Source organism: Sphingopyxis sp. PAMC25046 (assembly GCF_004795895.1).
GTDB lineage: Bacteria > Pseudomonadota > Alphaproteobacteria > Sphingomonadales > Sphingomonadaceae > Sphingopyxis.
Genome location: NZ_CP039250.1, coordinates 2,180,949 through 2,196,378, shown reverse-complemented (window position 1 = coordinate 2,196,378; position 15,430 = coordinate 2,180,949). Strand labels below are relative to the sequence as shown.

Annotated in this window: 18 protein-coding genes and 1 tRNA gene; 7 read left to right on the top strand and 12 right to left on the bottom strand. The window is 64.7% G+C overall.

Annotated features, from left to right (window positions below; translation table 11 throughout):
• Nucleotides 1-38: 38 nt before the first annotated feature.
• The 3 genes from E5675_RS10295 to hisI form a co-directional block, all read right to left on the bottom strand.
• Nucleotides 39-461: a MerR family DNA-binding transcriptional regulator gene (locus tag E5675_RS10295; RefSeq protein WP_136174427.1), complete on the bottom strand. Its 423-nt coding sequence runs from the start codon at nucleotides 459-461 to the stop codon at nucleotides 39-41.
• A gap of 66 nt (nucleotides 462-527) precedes the next feature.
• On the bottom strand, nucleotides 528-1,061 hold the full coding sequence (locus tag E5675_RS10290) for a hypothetical protein (protein WP_136174426.1): 534 nt from the start codon (nucleotides 1,059-1,061) through the stop codon (nucleotides 528-530).
• Nucleotides 1,048-1,428, bottom strand: coding sequence for a phosphoribosyl-AMP cyclohydrolase (gene hisI / locus E5675_RS10285; RefSeq protein ID WP_136174425.1), 381 nt, complete (start codon nucleotides 1,426-1,428; stop codon nucleotides 1,048-1,050). The genes E5675_RS10290 and hisI overlap by 14 nt, the downstream gene beginning before the upstream one ends.
• Before the next feature lie 153 nt (nucleotides 1,429-1,581).
• Between hisI and purF the strand changes: the two genes are divergently transcribed.
• The 3 genes from purF (at nucleotide 1,582) to E5675_RS10270 (ending at nucleotide 4,228) form a co-directional block, all read left to right on the top strand.
• A complete protein-coding gene (gene purF / locus E5675_RS10280) occupies nucleotides 1,582-3,039 on the top strand; it encodes an amidophosphoribosyltransferase (RefSeq protein ID WP_136174424.1) in 1,458 nt (485 codons plus the stop codon).
• Nucleotides 3,040-3,043: 4 nt separating this feature from the next.
• Entirely contained in the window at nucleotides 3,044-3,778 is a 735-nt protein-coding gene (locus E5675_RS10275; RefSeq protein ID WP_136174423.1) for an SDR family NAD(P)-dependent oxidoreductase, read from the top strand.
• 63 nt (nucleotides 3,779-3,841) lie between these two features.
• On the top strand, nucleotides 3,842-4,228 hold the full coding sequence (locus E5675_RS10270) for a hypothetical protein (protein WP_136174422.1): 387 nt from the start codon (nucleotides 3,842-3,844) through the stop codon (nucleotides 4,226-4,228).
• A 91-nt stretch (nucleotides 4,229-4,319) separates the two neighbouring features.
• On the opposite strand, the gene E5675_RS10265 is transcribed toward E5675_RS10270, so the two are convergent.
• From E5675_RS10265 to E5675_RS10245, 5 genes are all read right to left on the bottom strand, one after another.
• Nucleotides 4,320-5,504 carry a serine hydrolase domain-containing protein gene (locus tag E5675_RS10265; RefSeq protein ID WP_136174421.1) on the bottom strand — a complete coding sequence of 395 codons (1,185 nt, stop codon included), beginning with the start codon at nucleotides 5,502-5,504 and terminating at the stop codon, nucleotides 4,320-4,322.
• 19 nt (nucleotides 5,505-5,523) lie between these two features.
• Nucleotides 5,524-6,804, bottom strand: coding sequence for a cyclopropane-fatty-acyl-phospholipid synthase family protein (locus tag E5675_RS10260; protein WP_136174420.1), 1,281 nt, complete (start codon nucleotides 6,802-6,804; stop codon nucleotides 5,524-5,526).
• A gap of 77 nt (nucleotides 6,805-6,881) precedes the next feature.
• Nucleotides 6,882-7,835, bottom strand: a complete 954-nt coding sequence (locus E5675_RS10255) for a metal-dependent hydrolase (protein WP_136174419.1) — start codon at nucleotides 7,833-7,835, stop codon at nucleotides 6,882-6,884.
• 38 nt (nucleotides 7,836-7,873) lie between these two features.
• Nucleotides 7,874-8,911, bottom strand: a complete 1,038-nt coding sequence (locus tag E5675_RS10250; protein ID WP_136174418.1) for a 2-oxoacid:ferredoxin oxidoreductase subunit beta — start codon at nucleotides 8,909-8,911, stop codon at nucleotides 7,874-7,876.
• A 1-nt stretch (nucleotide 8,912) separates the two neighbouring features.
• Nucleotides 8,913-10,775, bottom strand: a complete 1,863-nt coding sequence (locus E5675_RS10245; RefSeq protein ID WP_136174417.1) for a 2-oxoacid:acceptor oxidoreductase subunit alpha — start codon at nucleotides 10,773-10,775, stop codon at nucleotides 8,913-8,915.
• A gap of 184 nt (nucleotides 10,776-10,959) precedes the next feature.
• Here E5675_RS10245 and E5675_RS10240 point away from each other — a divergent pair, with 184 nt between their 5' ends.
• Entirely contained in the window at nucleotides 10,960-11,907 is a 948-nt protein-coding gene (locus E5675_RS10240; protein ID WP_136174416.1) for an alpha/beta hydrolase, read from the top strand.
• Nucleotides 11,904-12,380, top strand: coding sequence for an RNA pyrophosphohydrolase (locus tag E5675_RS10235; RefSeq protein ID WP_136174415.1), 477 nt, complete (start codon nucleotides 11,904-11,906; stop codon nucleotides 12,378-12,380). The genes E5675_RS10240 and E5675_RS10235 overlap by 4 nt, the downstream gene beginning before the upstream one ends.
• On the opposite strand, the gene E5675_RS10230 is transcribed toward E5675_RS10235, so the two are convergent.
• Complete coding sequence (locus tag E5675_RS10230) at nucleotides 12,341-13,030, bottom strand: uracil-DNA glycosylase (RefSeq protein ID WP_136174414.1); 690 nt, start codon at nucleotides 13,028-13,030, stop codon at nucleotides 12,341-12,343. The two genes, E5675_RS10235 and E5675_RS10230, sit on opposite strands and share 40 nt — an antisense overlap.
• A 23-nt stretch (nucleotides 13,031-13,053) precedes the next feature.
• On the opposite strand from E5675_RS10230, the gene folK reads away from it, so the two are divergent.
• Both folK and E5675_RS10220 read left to right on the top strand, forming a co-directional pair.
• Nucleotides 13,054-13,575 carry a 2-amino-4-hydroxy-6-hydroxymethyldihydropteridine diphosphokinase gene (folK, locus tag E5675_RS10225; protein WP_210727641.1) on the top strand — a complete coding sequence of 174 codons (522 nt, stop codon included), beginning with the start codon at nucleotides 13,054-13,056 and terminating at the stop codon, nucleotides 13,573-13,575.
• Nucleotides 13,576-13,618: 43 nt separating this feature from the next.
• Nucleotides 13,619-13,694 (top strand) — tRNA-Lys (locus E5675_RS10220).
• 107 nt (nucleotides 13,695-13,801) lie between these two features.
• Here the strand turns inward: E5675_RS10220 and E5675_RS10215 are convergent.
• Genes E5675_RS10215 through E5675_RS10205 form a run of 3 tightly spaced genes read right to left on the bottom strand, consistent with a single transcriptional unit; the run spans nucleotide 13,802 to nucleotide 15,427 of the window.
• Nucleotides 13,802-14,449 (bottom strand): DUF1109 domain-containing protein, encoded by a 648-nt coding sequence (locus tag E5675_RS10215; RefSeq protein WP_136174413.1) that lies wholly within the window; start codon nucleotides 14,447-14,449, stop codon nucleotides 13,802-13,804.
• 1 nt (nucleotide 14,450) lies between these two features.
• Complete coding sequence (locus tag E5675_RS10210) at nucleotides 14,451-14,972, bottom strand: sigma-70 family RNA polymerase sigma factor (protein ID WP_136174412.1); 522 nt, start codon at nucleotides 14,970-14,972, stop codon at nucleotides 14,451-14,453.
• Nucleotides 14,969-15,427: a DoxX family protein gene (locus E5675_RS10205; protein WP_136174411.1), complete on the bottom strand. Its 459-nt coding sequence runs from the start codon at nucleotides 15,425-15,427 to the stop codon at nucleotides 14,969-14,971. Before E5675_RS10205 ends, E5675_RS10210 begins: the two co-directional genes overlap by 4 nt.
• Nucleotides 15,428-15,430 lie beyond the last annotated feature (3 nt).

The window sequence follows — 15,430 nt, the reverse complement described above, 5'->3', positions numbered from 1 at the left end:
TTGCCTGGGGAGAGGCAGAGGGTCAGCAGCCGTGCGGCCTATTGGCGCGCGTCGACTTTCTTCACCGTATCGATGAAGCGTGACAGCTCATCTACAGCGCTGTCAATATCGTCGCGCTGGCGGCGGAGCAACGCGATGCGTTCCTCGCATTTTTCGATCGTCACCTGCCGCTGCAATTTTCGGCCGTCGCCGACGTCGTAAAGGTCGATCATCTCGCGAATGTCGGCGAGGCTGAACCCGGTGCGCTTCGCGCGCAATATCCACGCGAGCCGGGCGCGATCGCGCTTCGAATAGATACGCGACAGACCCTTGCGCGACGGGCTGATCAGGCCTTCATCCTCATAGAAGCGCAGCGCACGCGCCGTCACCCCGAACTCGGACGACAGGTCGGTGATACTGAATTGCTCGCGCCCCAGATGATCGGGCGTATCGATATGGGCGTGGCCGTAGGGTTCGGTCATGCCGAGGAAACTAGTTTCCGTTGACGTGAACGTCAATAGCACCCGATCTGGCGATTTCGGGACCGGTCAGCCCGCGCAGGGACGTACCGTATTGCCGCTTCGATCGCTGATCCGCAAGTCCCTCGCATCATCGGCCGACCAGCTCGCGCGCGGCAGCCGCAAACCCGAAAGCGAGGCGCGGTTCGGGCACAGCCGCGCGCATTGCGGCGGCAAGCGGCCCGGCAGGCGCAATTCATCCTCCTCCTCGAGCACCAGCGCCTCGCAGCCCTCCGCGCCGGCAAAGTCCATCCGCCATTTTTCGCCCTCGCGCACCATCGTCCCGGTCGCAAGACAGGACAGGGTCGTTCCAAAGGAAGCGGTGACCGCGAAGCGCCATTTCCCGGCGCCGTTGGGAACGACGCACATCGCGTCGCGGCCAAGGTCGTGCCGGCGCTCGAACACGCCGACCGGCGAGTCCGTTTCGGGACGGACGACGCCGCGCTCGCGCGCCGCGACCTCGAGCGGATTGCGCGCATCGATCCCCTTCGCGTCGGGCTCGGGCCGTTCGCACCCCCCGAGCAGCATCGCCGCCAGCACCAGAAGGGCTTCAGCCTTGCGCATCGTCCGCCAGAAAGGTCAGGCGGCCCTCGGCCTCGACGCGGCGATAGAAGCAGGAGCGGCGCCCGGTGTGGCACGCGGGGCCCGCGGGCTTGACACGCAGAAGCAGCGCGTCCTGATCGCAATCGACGCGCATCTCGACGATCGTCAGCCCGTTGCCCGAGGTTTCGCCCTTGCGCCACAGCGAGCCGCGCGAACGCGACCAGAAATGCGCCTGCCCCGTCTCGCGCGTTTTCGCGACCGCCTCTTCGTTCATATGCGCAACCATCAGCAGGACGTGGCTGTCGGCGTCGGTGACGATCGCGGTCACCAGCCCCGCGGCATCGAAACGCGGGAGAAATCGGTCGGTCGTATCGCGCTGATCATCCATAATGCGCGCTCTAGAGCAGGATTGCGGCTGCTGCCACCCCGTCCGTCGCGCCCTGTGTTACAAATGCGTGATTAGGGGGGCGACATTTGCGATCGCCGTCCCTATATGCGCCGCAGTCACTGCCCACCGCCCCTGGCCCGACCCTGGAATGACATGCTGACGACCCATCCTTTCGACGACGACAAGCTCCGCGAGGAGTGCGGCGTATTTGGTATTCACGGCGCCGACAGCGCCGCCGCGGTTGTCGCGCTGGGGCTTCACGCCCTGCAGCACCGCGGGCAGGAAGCCGCGGGCATCACCGCCTTCGACGGCAAGGAATTCCACACCCACCGCGCAATGGGACATGTCGCCGGCAATTTCGACCGCGACGACATCATGCGCCAGCTGCAAGGCGCATCGTCGGTGGGCCATGTCCGCTATTCGACCACGGGCGAAACCGCGCTGCGCAACGTCCAGCCTCTGTTCGCCGACCTGGCGACCGGTGGCTTTGCCGTGGCTCACAATGGCAATATTTCGAACGCCGCGGCGCTCCGCAAGGTTCTCGTCCGCCGCGGGTCGATCTTCCAGTCGACCAGCGATACCGAGGTGATCATCCACCTCGTCGCGACGTCGAACTATCGATCGCTGCTCGATCGCTTCATCGACGCGCTGAAGCAGGTCGAGGGTGCATATTCGCTGATCTGCCTGACCGCCGAGGGCATGATCGGCTGTCGCGATCCGCTGGGCATCCGCCCGCTCGTGATCGGCAAGCTCGGCGATGCGCATATCCTCGCCTCCGAAACCGTCGCGCTGGATGTGGTTGGCGCCGAGTTCGTCCGCTCGGTCGAACCCGGCGAGCTCGTCATCGTCCGCGATGGTCAGCTTACCTCGCACCGCCCCTTCGCCGAACAGTCGGCGCGGCCATGCATCTTCGAATATGTTTATTTCTCGCGCCCCGATTCGATCGTCGACGGGACGAGCGTCTATTCGGTGCGCAAGGCGATCGGCGCCGAGCTGGCGCGCGAAAACCCGGTTGACGCCGACCTCGTCATCCCCGTCCCCGATTCGGGCACCCCGGCGGCGATCGGCTATGCGCAGGAATCGGGCATTCCGTTCGAACTCGGCATTATCCGCTCGCACTATGTCGGACGCACCTTCATCCAGCCAGGCGACAAGGTCCGCCACCTCGGCGTCAAGTTGAAGCATAACGCCAATCGCGCGCTGATCGCGGGCAAGCGCATCGTGCTGATCGACGATTCGATCGTGCGCGGCACGACGAGCCTCAAGATCGTGCAGATGATGCGTGATGCCGGCGCCGCCGAAGTGCATATGCGCATCGCGAGTCCGCCCACGCAACACAGCTGTTTCTACGGCGTCGACACTCCCGAACGCGCGAAATTGCTCGCAGCGCAGATGACGGTCGGCCAGATGGCGAATTTCATCAACGCCGACAGCCTCGCCTTTCTGACGATCGACGGCCTCTATCGCGCGCTTGGCGAAACCGACCGCAAGCACGACGCCCCGCAATATTGCGATGCCTGCTTCACCGGCGACTATCCCACCACGCTGACCGATTTCGACGAGCATGGACTGGAAGACCAATTTTCGCTGCTTGCCGAGCGGGTTGTCTGACACAATGACGAACAAGTCTGAAGAACTGGCGGGCCAGGTCGCGCTTGTCACAGGGGCGAGCCGCGGGATCGGCGAAGCGATTGCCGAAGCACTCGCAGCTCGCGGCGCGCATGTCGTGATCACCGCGCGCACCGCGGGCGGACTCGAGGAACTCGAGGACCGCATCCACGCAGCCGGCGGCAGCGCGACGATCGCGCCGCTCGACCTCACCGACGGCGACAGCATCGCGCGGCTGGCGAGTGCGATGGCCGAACGCTGGCAGCAGCTCGACATGCTCGTGCTCAACGCCGCGATGCTCGGCACGCTGACTCCCGTAGCGGCGATCGACGGCAAGGAATTCAACAAGCTGCTGACGCTCAACCTGATCGCGCAGCAGGCGCTGATCGCCAATTTCGACCCGCTGCTGCGCCGCGCGCCGAACGGCCGCCTGCTCGCGCTGTCGAGCGGCGTCGCTCGCGAACCGCGGGCCTATTGGGGCGCCTATGCCGCGTCGAAGGCGGCATTCGAGACGCTGGTGACGAGCTATGGCGCCGAAATGCGCAATATCTCCACCCTGCGCACCGCGATTCTCGACCCCGGCGGCACCCGCACCCAGATGCGCGCGCGCGCCTATCCCGGCGAAGATCCGCAGAGCATCAAAGACCCGGCGGCGGTAGGCGAATATGTCGCGCGGCTGATGGTCGAGGGCTTCGACAGCACCGCGTTCCACGCGTTGCCCAAGGTCATGGAAAAAGCTTGAAGCCATCTTCGTTTTCCTGCGCTAGGATGTTCGCATAAGAGGGTTTGCGAGGGCGCGGGAATAATGACCAAGACTATTTTGCGATCGGCGATCGCCGCGATGATCGGTATCGTCGTCGCTTTCGCGCTGATCTGGCTGGCGCAATATGCCGGCAGTGAAGTTTCGCCCGACGTCTACGATCCGAATAGCGGCGAAATCCTGATCCCGGTCGGATCGACGATCGCGCTGATAGCGGGCTGGTTCATCGGCACCTTCGCCGGCGGCTGGCTCGCAATGCGCGTGTCGGCGGGCACCGGTCCGGGCTGGGTCGTCGCAGGCGCGGTCATCGGCGCGGCCCTGTACCGCGCCGTGACCCTCGCCGACAGCTGGTGGATCATGGCGCTGGGCGTTGCTGTCCCGCTCGTGGCGGTGTGGCTGGCCCAGCGCGCGACGAATATAATCACCGACTAACAACCCGTCGCCCCCCGAAGGCGGGGGCCGCCATCGGCGTAGCGCAATATGTCCAGCGGCCCCCGCCTTCGCGGGGGCGGACGTTTCTGGCTTATTTGGTTTCCTTATCCACCGCCACCTGCACGCTCTTGTAAAAGGCTTCGCGCGCCGCGCCGACGCCTTCGGGATCGGTCGCGGTCGGCCAGTTGCCGTTCGACGCGATCACCAGCTTGCGCTCGGGATCGATGAAAATGCCCTGCCCGAAGATTCCCTGCGCGGCAAAGCTGCCGTCGTCGTTCGTCCACCATTGATAGCCGTAGCCTCGACCGGGAATCTCGATCCCCGCCTGCTTCGTGGTCGCCAACGCGAGCCAATCGTCTGGAAGCACCTTCTTGCCGCCCGCAACGCCGCCGTTAAGGATGAACTGGCCGAAGCGCGCATAATCCTTGAGGCTCGCCGACATGCAGCAACCGCTGATTTCGTGCCCCGTCGCGCCAAGCATCCACACCGCGTCCTGCTCCATGCCAAAGGGCTGCCAGATCTTCTCGGACAGATATTGCGACAGCGCCTTGCCCGTCGCGCTCGATACAAGCACGCCGATCAAATTTGTCTCGCCGGTCTTGTACACCCACTTCGATCCCGCAGGCGCTTCGCGCGGCAAGGTCTTCATATAGCTGACTGTTATATCCTCGCCCGCGACGGGCTTTTGCAGGTTGAACTGCGCGACGTCGGATTTTGGATCGGTATAATCCTCGTTCCATTTGACGCCCGAGGTCATCGTCAGCAGCTGCTTTACCGAGACGTCGTCATAGGCCGAGCCCTTGAGCCCGGGGATATAAACGGTGACCTTGTCGTCGAGGCTCTTGATATAGCCGTCCTTCACCGCGGCGCCGACAAGCGTCGAGGTGAAGCTCTTTGCGACCGAGAAGCTCGTCCAGCGTCCCGCTGCGCCGTAGCCGAGTGCATATTTCTCGAGGCGCACCTTGCCGTCCTGCACGATGACCAGCCCCGCGTTACGCTGCTTCGCCATATAGGCATCAACATCGCCGCCGAGGTCGAGCGGTTTTCCCAGCGGCAGCGGATAGACGGGTCCGCCCGCTTTCACCGTGTTGACGACGACCTTGGGAACCGTCTCCATCGTGCGGAAGGCGGCGTCGCGTTGATCCTGGGTCCAGAACAGCACATTCAAATCCTTTGGCAGATCCTTTGACAGTTGATCGGTGGTTTGCGTCGTCGCGGGCGCGCTGCACCCCGCCGCCGCGGTGCCGAGCAGCACCGCCGCCAAAAATCTTCGCATATGCTTTCCTCCCCTGTTTTCAGGCTGTCTTTTCAAGCGTGACCTGCGCGACGTCGATCCCGCCGCCGCGAAACCCTCCCTCGCAATACTGCAGATAATAGCGCCAGAGCCGGACGAAGCGATCGTCGAACCCCGCCGGGAGCTTCTCGGCCGCGACCACCGCGTCGAAGCGTTCGCGCCACTGTCGCAGCGTCTCGGCATAATCGCCGCCGAACCGGCGCACGTCGCGCCATGCGAGCCCCCTCGCCTCGGCAAGCGCGCGAAAGCGGCTTTCCGAAATCAGGCATCCACCGGGGAAGATATAGGCCTGGATGAAGTCGCTGCTCGCGGCATAGCGTTCGAAAAGCGAGTCGTTGATCGAGATATACTGGATCGCCGCCTTGCCGCCCGGACGCAGCAGCCGCGCGATTGCGTCGAGATAGGCGGGCCAATAGGCCTCGCCCACCGCTTCGACCATTTCGACGCTGGCGATCGCGTCATAAGGCCCCTGCGCGTCGCGATAATCACAGAGCTCGATCCGCGAGCGTCCCGACAAATCGACCGCGTGCAGGCGCGCGTCGGCGATTTCGGCCTGCGCCGGCGACAGGGTGATGCCGGTATAGAGTACGTCGTGCCGCTCGACCGCGCGTTCGGCGAGCGCGCCCCAGCCGCACCCGATTTCGAGCAGTCGACTTCCCGAACGCAGGTCGAGCCGGTCGAGGATCGCATTGATCTTCGCCGCCTGGGCATCCTCGAGCGACTGGCGCGGATCAGTGAAGAGCGCGCTCGAATAATTCATCGCTTGATCTAGCCATAAACGATAGAAATCATTGCCCAAATCATAATGGGCATGGATGTTCCGCTTGGCCCCGCGGCGGTCGTTGCGGTTAAGCGAATGGATCGCGCGGTTCAGCCAGCGCCAAGGCCCCCGCGCGCGTCCGGCATTTCCCAACGCCTCGCCGTTGCGCATGAACAAGTCGAACAGCGGCACCGGATCGGGCGACGACCATTCGCGCGCTTCAAAGGCGCGATACCAGCCAACCGAGCCCGACAGCGCGAGCCGCGCCAGCGCCGCCCAGCTATGAAGATGGACGACCGCCACGGGCCCCTTGCCGCGCCCGCCAAGCAGCCGGACACTCGCGTCGGGCAGATGTCCCTCGATCGTGCCGTAAGCCAGCCCCGCGTCGATCCGGTCGAGCATATGGTGGAAGAGGCGCGCTGGCGCCAGCGCGATCAGCCGCGCCATGCCGCCGCCCGCGCGGTAGACGCGATCGGCGCGGAGCAGTTCTTTACCGCGGCGCGGGCTGACATGCGTGTTCATTGCGACCTTCCTGCCCCAAACGCACCGCGCTGACAATCGGTTGAAACGCGCGCCGCCATGACGTCACGCACGTACGGTCATTCGGGATAGGTTGCCGTATCGGGCGCGGTCAGTCGCACCTGAAAACGGTCTTGCGCGAGCGGGTGCATGAAACGCTGGTCGCGGAGCAGGATGGCCTCGCCGTCCTTTTGCGCTACGGGCATGCGCGACCAGAAAAGGAACGCGCGTGCCGCCGGATCGGCCCTGACCCAGGTCGTGAGGCGCGGATCGTCCATGCCTGTCGGCGCGCCGGTCAGATCGACCTCTCCGCCGATGCCCGGCACGAAACTCGCGCTCCCGTAACGATCGGCGGTTCGCCAGAAGATGTCGCGTTTCCAGAATGCGAGCGGCGGCGGGCTCGCGACCACCAGCGCGTCCTTATACCCGCCAGCTTCGAGCGCGCGCGACGTCATCCGTTCGGCGGCGCCGGTAATCAGGCCGTTGGCGAAGATATATCCGCATACCACCGTGAAGCCGATCCACGCAGGAAATTGCCAGGCCGCCACCCCGCGTCGTTCCTGACGAAAGGACAGACATATCGACGCGCCCAGCGCGATCCATATCCACAGGTCGATGATGAAAATGCTGTCGCCATAGAACCAGCGTGGGCTGAAGGGTTCGAGCAGGCGAATCCCGTAATTGTTGAGCCAGTCGAGCGCCGGATGGCTGAGGCAGCCGATATAGGCAAGCGCGAGCAGCCAGCCCTTATCGACGGGCAGGCGCTCGGCGGGCCGCTTGCCGCGCCGCGTTTGCCAGCGGTCAAAGGCGAGCATCAGACCCCAGAGGATAAGCGGCAGCACAAGCAGTGCGATCGGCCCATGCGTGATCCCGCGCCGCATTGCCAGCGATTCGATCCCGTAGATCGCGCAGCCGGCGTCGATATCGGGCAGGTTCGCCGCGATGATCAGCGTCGGCATCGCGAGCCCGCTCTTCTTCTTGAGCCCCATCTGGCCCAGCAGCGCGCCGACGAGGCTATGCGTCAGATTGTCCATGCGAATCTATGAACCCGACCCGGAGAGCCGCCGCAAGATCAGAGTTCGGGCCCGCCCTCGGTCACCGTCCAGGTCTGCCCCTTCTTGAGCAGCCCTTGCAGATCGGCCTTCTTGCCTTCCGCTGCCGCCTTGTTCTGGCGCACGACATCGGCCTCGAAGGTCGGGCGCGGATCGTCGTAGAGGACGCCGAGCGCCATCGGGAATTCGCCGAAACGCATCTCGACGAGCATATGTGCGACGCTGCGGTTGGTGACATCGTGGACGATCACACCCGCCGCTTCCCAATCGCCGTCGACGACATCGACGGTCTTGAGGTGCAGTGCCTCGGCGTCGAGCGCGATGCCTTTGGTGCCCTTGGCATAGAGCATCGGCTCGCCTTGCTTCAGCCAGAGCTGGCGGTCTTCGGCGCCCTTGGGCGCGGCGAAATCCTCGAACACATCTTTATTATAGACGATACAGTTCTGGAAAATCTCGATAAAGGCGGCGCCCTTGTGCGCATGCGCGGCTTTCAGCACATTCGGCAATTCCTTCGACACGTCGAAGCCGCGCGCGACGAAACGCGCGCCCGCTCCCAATGCGAACGCCGCTGGCTGCGCGGGACGATCCACCGAGCCATAGGGGGTCGAGGGGCTCGTGGTGCCGACGCGGCTCGTCGGCGAATATTGCCCCTTCGTAAGGCCATAGATCTCGTTGTTGAACAACATGATCTGGCAATCGAGATTGCGACGAATCAGATGCATCGTGTGGTTGCCGCCGATCGATAGCCCATCGCCGTCGCCGGTAACGATCCAGATATCGAGGTCGGGATTGGCGAGCTTCAGCCCCGTCGCGAATGCCGGCGCGCGGCCGTGGATCGTATGGAAACCATAGGTTTCCATATAATAGGGGAAACGCGACGAGCAGCCGATACCGCTGACGAACACGGTGTTCTCGGGCGCGGTGCCGATCTCGGGCATCGTGCGCTGCACTGCTTTGAGGATCGCATAGTCGCCGCAGCCGGGGCACCAGCGGACTTCCTGATCGGTCTCCCAATCCTTCAGCGTCGTCGGGCGCGCGATGGTGGTCATCTCATTCATCTTAGAGGGCTCCCTCGATCGCGGCTTCGATTTCGGCGATGGTGAAGGGCTGGCCCGACACCTTGTTCACCGGCTTGGCGTCGACCAGATACTGGTCGCGTAGCACCGTCTTGAGCTGTCCCGTGTTCATTTCGGGCACGATCACCTTGTCAAAGCTCTTGAGCAACTCGCCGAGATTGGCGGGCAGCGGCCAGATGTGGCGAATATGGATATGGCTGACATCGGCGCCTTGTGCCCGCTGGCGGCGTACCGCCTGATGGATCGGGCCGAAGGTCGAGCCCCAGCCGACGACCGCCAGCTTGCCACCCTCGGCGCCGAGTTCGACGACCTGATCGGGGACCTTGATCCCGTCGATCTTGTCCTTGCGGATGTCGGTCATCGTCTGGTGATTGCCCGGCGCATAATTGATGTGGCCCGTGTCGACTTCCTTCTCGATCCCGCCGATGCGGTGGAGCAGGCCGGGGGTGCCGGGCTTGACCCATGGGCGCGCGAGCTTTTCGTCGCGGCCATAGGGCTTGAAACCGCCCTCTGGCACTTCGGCGAGGAACTCGACCGGAAACGCTTCATAAGTCGTGAGGTCGGGCACCGCCCAAGGTTCGGCGGCATTCGCGATATAACCGTCGGTGAGCAGCATCACCGGAGTCATATATTGCACCGCGATGCGCACCGCCTCGATCGCGCATTCGAACGCGTCGCCGGGCGAGCGCGCGGCGACGACGGGCATCGGTGCGTCGCCGTTGCGGCCGTACACCGCCTGATAAAGGTCCGACTGTTCGGTCTTGGTCGGCAGGCCGGTCGAGGGACCGCCGCGCTGCGAATTGACGATGACAAGCGGCAGCTCGGTCATGATCGCGAGACCCATTGCCTCGCCCTTCAGCGCGATGCCCGGACCCGACGAGCTGGTGACGCCAAGCGAACCGCCATAGCTCGCGCCGATCGCCGAGCAGATCGCGGCGATCTCGTCTTCGGCCTGGAAGGTCGTGACGTCATATTCCTTGAGCCGCGACAAATGATGCAGGATCGCCGACGCCGGAGTGATCGGATAGCCGCCGAAGAACATCGGCAGCTTGGCAAGCTGCGCGCCCGCGACGAGGCCGAGCGCGATGCCCTCGGCGCCGGTGAGCGTGCGGTAAAGGCCGGGCGCGACCGGCGCCGGATCGACATGATGTTGTTTCAGCGGCCCCGCGAGCTCGGCGGTCTCGCCATAGGCGTGCCCTGCGTTGAGCGCCGCGACGTTCGCGGCCGCGAGGTCGGGCGCCTTGGCGAATTTGGCGTTGAGCCAGTCGACGAGCGGCTGGCGGTCGCGGTCGAACATCCAGAGCGCGAGCCCCAGCGTCCACATATTCTTGCAGCGCAGCGCTTCCTTGTTGCCGAGCCCAAAGGGCTTCACCGCGTCCATTGTCAGCTGGCTGATGTTGAGTTTCAGCAGCTGCCACTTCGCAAGGCTGCCGTCGTCGAGCGGGTTGGCGTCATATTTCGCCTTGGCGAGGTTGCGGTCGTTGAACTCGCCCTCGTCGGCAATGATCAGCCCGCCCGGTTTCAGCTGTGGGACATTGGTCTTGAGCGCCGCGGGGTTCATCGCGACGAGCACGTCGGGCGCGTCGCCCGCGGTGTCGATCGCCGATGAACCGAAATTGATCTGAAACGCCGAGACACCGAACAGCGTACCCTGCGGCGCGCGGATTTCGGCGGGGAAATCGGGGAAGGTCGCAAAATCATTACCCGCAAGCGCCGATGACAAGGTAAATTGCCCGCCGGTCAACTGCATCCCGTCGCCGCTGTCGCCGGCGAACCGCACCACCACTGCATCCGAAAGGGGGGACTGCCGCTCGCCGTCGGCCCGGTCCTCTACCGCTGTCGCCATTTTTTTCTCTGCCTCAAATCTTGCGAACCTGTGACATGGGCGTAGGCCTCTGCGCCCTAAGCCGCAATTGAGAAAAAATTGTGCGCCGCAAAGGGTGAAGCGCAGGTGAGTTTCATTTCGGGATTGAATTTACTCCGCCGATACCGAATAGCATGGCAAAAATATCGATCAGGGAGAGACGCGAATGACCGACGGCACCACCCAGCAGGCGCGCCCCGATGTGGCGGCTTTCCTTGCCTTTCTGAATGCACAGGAAGGCCCGAAGATGGAGGAGCTGCCGCCCGCGGGTGCGCGCGAGATGTTCCGGGTGATGGGCCAGCTCGCCGACGTTCCGCGCGGCGAGATCGCGAAGGTCGAAGATCGCACGATTCCCGGCCCAGCGGGCGATATTCCGATCCGAATCTATGATAGCCATCCGGGCCGCGAAACGGGGCCGGTGATGGTCTTCTACCACGGCGGCGGCTGGGTGATCGGCGATCTCGACACGCACGATCCTTATTGCGCCGAGGCCGCGCGGCAGCTCGACATGCCGGTGATCGCAATCGACTATCGCCTCGCGCCCGAACACCCCTTCCCCGCCGCGCCGGAGGATTGCGAAGCTGCGACGCGCTGGGTCGCCGACAATATCCCCTGCACGGGGCTCGTGCTCTCGGGCGAAAGCGCCGGCGGCAACCTGACGATCGCCACCGCGCTGACGCTCCGCGACAAGCCGGCGTCGAAACCGGTCGTCGCAATCCATCCCATCTATCCCGCCGTGACGACGCACGACGACTGGCAAAGCTATCGCGATTTCGGCGAGGGCCATTTGCTGACGCAGGGCAGCATGACGTGGTTCGGCAACCATTATGCCGCCGACCCAGCCGACTATCGCGCCTCGCCGCTCGATTTCCCGGCCGAGGGCCTGCCGCCGACCTTGCTGATCACCGCGGGTCTAGACCCGTTGCGCGATCAGGGCCGCGCCTATGCCGCAAAGCTGATCGAAGCCGGCGTGCCGACGACCTATCGCGAGGCGAAGGGCAATATCCACGGCTATATCAACCTGTCGCAGGGCATTCCGAGCGCGCGCGAAGATATTCGCGGTGCATTGACGGTATTGAAGGCGATCGTCGCCGAAGCTACCGGGGCGCGATGATCGACCACAGCAAACTTCCCTATCGCCCCTGCGCGGGCGTCATGCTCGCCAACCGCGACGGCCGCATCTTCGTCGGCCAGCGACTAGATACCTCGAGCGAGGCGTGGCAGATGCCGCAAGGCGGGATCGACGATGGCGAGGATGCCGAAACGGCTGCGATCCGCGAACTCGGCGAGGAAACCGGCGTTCATGGCGGACTGGTCGAGATCATTGCGCGCGGCCGCGAGGAATATTTCTACGACCTGCCCGACCATCTGATCGGCAAGATGTGGGGCGGAAAATATCGCGGCCAACGCCAGCATTGGTTCCTGATGCGTTTCATGGGGGAGGACAGCGACGTCAACATCCACACCAAACATCAGGAATTCCGCGCGTGGAAATGGGCCGAACTGGGTGAGATCGAGAAACTGATCGTCCCGTTCAAGCGCGCGCTTTACCGCGGGCTGGTCGAGGAATTCGGCCCGCTCGTCTGATCCTTCAGCGCCAGCGCGGTGCGGAAGACGTCGGCGAACATCGCGGGCGTCAGCCGTCCGGTGTTCGTGTTGTAGCGCGAGCAATGATAGCTATCGACGAGATGCCGCCCATCGGACAGCGCGTGGACCGCGCCATGCGCGAAAGGGTACGCGGCGAGGCGCTTGCCTGCGGCACGCAGCGTCGCATCGTGGGCGATCCGTCCGAGCGCGATGATCACGCACACGTTCGGCAAGGCCGCAAGCTGACGCTCGAAAAAGGGCCGGCAATTTGCGATTTCCATCGGCGTCGGCCTGTTCTGCGGCGGCAGGCATTTGACGCTGTTGACGATGATCGCGCCGTCGAGCGTCAGACCATCGTCGATCCGCGCATCATATCGCCCCCGGCTCAGCCCGAATTCGGCGAGCGTTGCGAACAAGAGGTCGCCGGCATAGTCGCCAGTGAACGGTCGCCCGGTGCGGTTCGCGCCATGCTTGCCCGGCGCCAATCCCGCGAACGCCAGCCACGCATCGGGATCGCCGAAGGCGTGGACGGGCGCGTTCCACCAGTCGGGATGCTCGGCCCGGCATTCGCGCCGCAAAGCGACAAGACGCGGGCAGCGCGGGCAATCGCGCGGCGGCTCGGTTCCGGCCAATGGGCTACCAATTTCCATGCGGCTGCGATAGGCGCGAGGGCATGAGCAATGCAATGCCGCTCCCCCTTTATGCCATCGGCCTCGGCTCGAACCGTCGCCACGCGCGCTACGGCGATCCGCGTGCGGTGCTGCTCGCCGCACTCGCCGCGCTCGAAAGCGACGACATCGAGGCCGTCGATGCGAGCCCGATCATCGCGAGCGATCCGCTCGGCCCGTCGCGCCGGCGCTATGCGAACGCCGTCGCGCTCGTCGCCTCACAGCTGAGCCCGCCCGAAATGCTCGCGCGCCTGCAAGAGATCGAAGCGGATTTCGGCCGCCGCACGGGCCAGCGCTGGAGCGCGCGCACGCTCGATCTCGATATATTGCTCTGGTCGGGGGGCGTCTGGTCTGACGCGGCGTTGACGATTCCGCATCCCGCCATGTCCAACCGCGCGTTTGTGCTCGGCCCGCTCCGCGCGATCGTCCCCGAATGGCAGCATCCGCTGACCGGACGCAGCATCCGCCAACTCGCCGCGCGCCTGACGCGTCCGAAGCCGGTTGACCGGGGCGGCTCCGCGCACTAGGGCGACGGCTCACTTCGCGCGCCGCGAGATTCCGGCGCCGGATGGGCCCTTAGCTCAGTCGGTAGAGCAACTGACTTTTAATCAGTAGGTCGCTGGTTCGAACCCAGCAGGGCTCACCAAATTTCGACGATTTTCAGGTTCTCGGCGGACGCGGACGCGCGCGTTGGATCGCCTCCGCCGCGGATCGGACGCGGCGTATGCAAGCGATCGGATGTGGGTGACGCATCTACCAGCGTAGAAAACGCGGCAGAACCAGCCGCCCCGCAAACGCCGAAAACAGGACGGCAGCGCCGTGCCAGAGCGCGATGTGGACGACGTCATCGCTCGCGCAATGAAGCGCAACGATCGTCGCGCCCGCAGCGCCCGCGGCGATGCCGATGACCCAGCCCGCGCGCGTCGGCGACGTCGGCGCGCCGGCCTTGAGCCAGAAGAACAGCGCCGCGCCGACGCCGAGGCCCGATGCGACGCCTTGCAAGAGGCAGCGTAGGCCAAAGCCGTGGCGCGCGGATTCCATCGCCGCATGGCCGTCGGTGATGCACGCGACGAGGGCCGCTAGCGGCAGCGACAGCGAGGCGCCGACGGCCCAACGCCAGCCGCCATAATCGCGCCCGACGCCGGGTAGGCCCATGCGCAGTGCGCTCCATGTCGCCGCGAGGCCGGTTGCGGCGGTCAGCCAGAAGGCGAGCATTGAAAGGGGCGGCATTCCGCGCACCGCGAGATCCTCGCGCAGCCCGAAGATCAGCAGCAAGGCGGCGGCGCCCGCCACCCAGCCGGCGGCGACCCATGCGGATCCGCGCGCGACGCGGCGCGGGCGAACGGGCGTCAGTTCCCCCGCCAGCTCGTCGATCAGATCGTCGATCGATGCGTCCTTCATCTCATTCGCTTTCAATCAGTTCGGCGAGCTTCTTGAGCCCGCGGTGGATATTCACTTTGACGAGCGACTCGCTCTGCCCGCAAATCTGCGATGCCTCGGCGATCGACGCCCCTTCGATCTTGACCAGCGTGATCGCCTGCGCCTGCTTTGGCGGCAACAGCGTCAGCAGATGATCGATGCTCAGCCGCGCATGGATCGCTTCATCCTCGGCGCCGACCGCTGCATCATTGTCGCCGAGTTCGGCCTCGTCACGCTGGCGACGCAGCATGTCGATCCAGCGGTAACGCGCAATCGCCGCGAGCCACGGCAGAAACGCCCGCCCGCTGTCCCATGTCGCAAGCTTGCGGTGCATCGACACGAGCGTTTCCTGCACGAGGTCGTCGATATGGTGCGGCGCGATCCGCCGCGCGAAATAACGTTCGAGCCATTTGCGGCAATCGACGAGCAGCGCGCGATAGGCGCTGCGATCCCCCCGCTGCGATGCGGCCATCAAGCGCGCCAGCGAAGGTTCGTCGATGCTCATTTCGCGCGCACCCTAGCAATCAGCGCGTCGAGCGAGAACAGTCCGCCGCCGCGAGCGATCAGGATCGCCGCCATCGCCGCCCACAGTGAATGGACGGGCCACCAGGCGTCGGGAAAAACGAAAATCTGGATAACGAGCGTCATCACGAGCAAGGCGCCCGCCGAAACGCGCGTCGCGAGGCCGAGGAGCAGCAGCGCGGGGAACAGATGCTCGGAAAAGGCCGTGAGCGGCACCGCGATCGCGGGATCGAGCGGTAATCCGGAAAATTCGCTGCGGAACAGGTCATATTGCGACGGATCGATCTGCAGGAAACTGCCCTCGACCACCTTCGTCTGCCCCGATCGCCAGAAGACGCCCGCGAGTGCGACGCGCAGCAGCAACAGTGCGAACCCTTCGGCAAGCCGCGATCCGGCGATCGCTACGCCCCTGTCATAAAATCGCGCAATCGCGTTCATCGC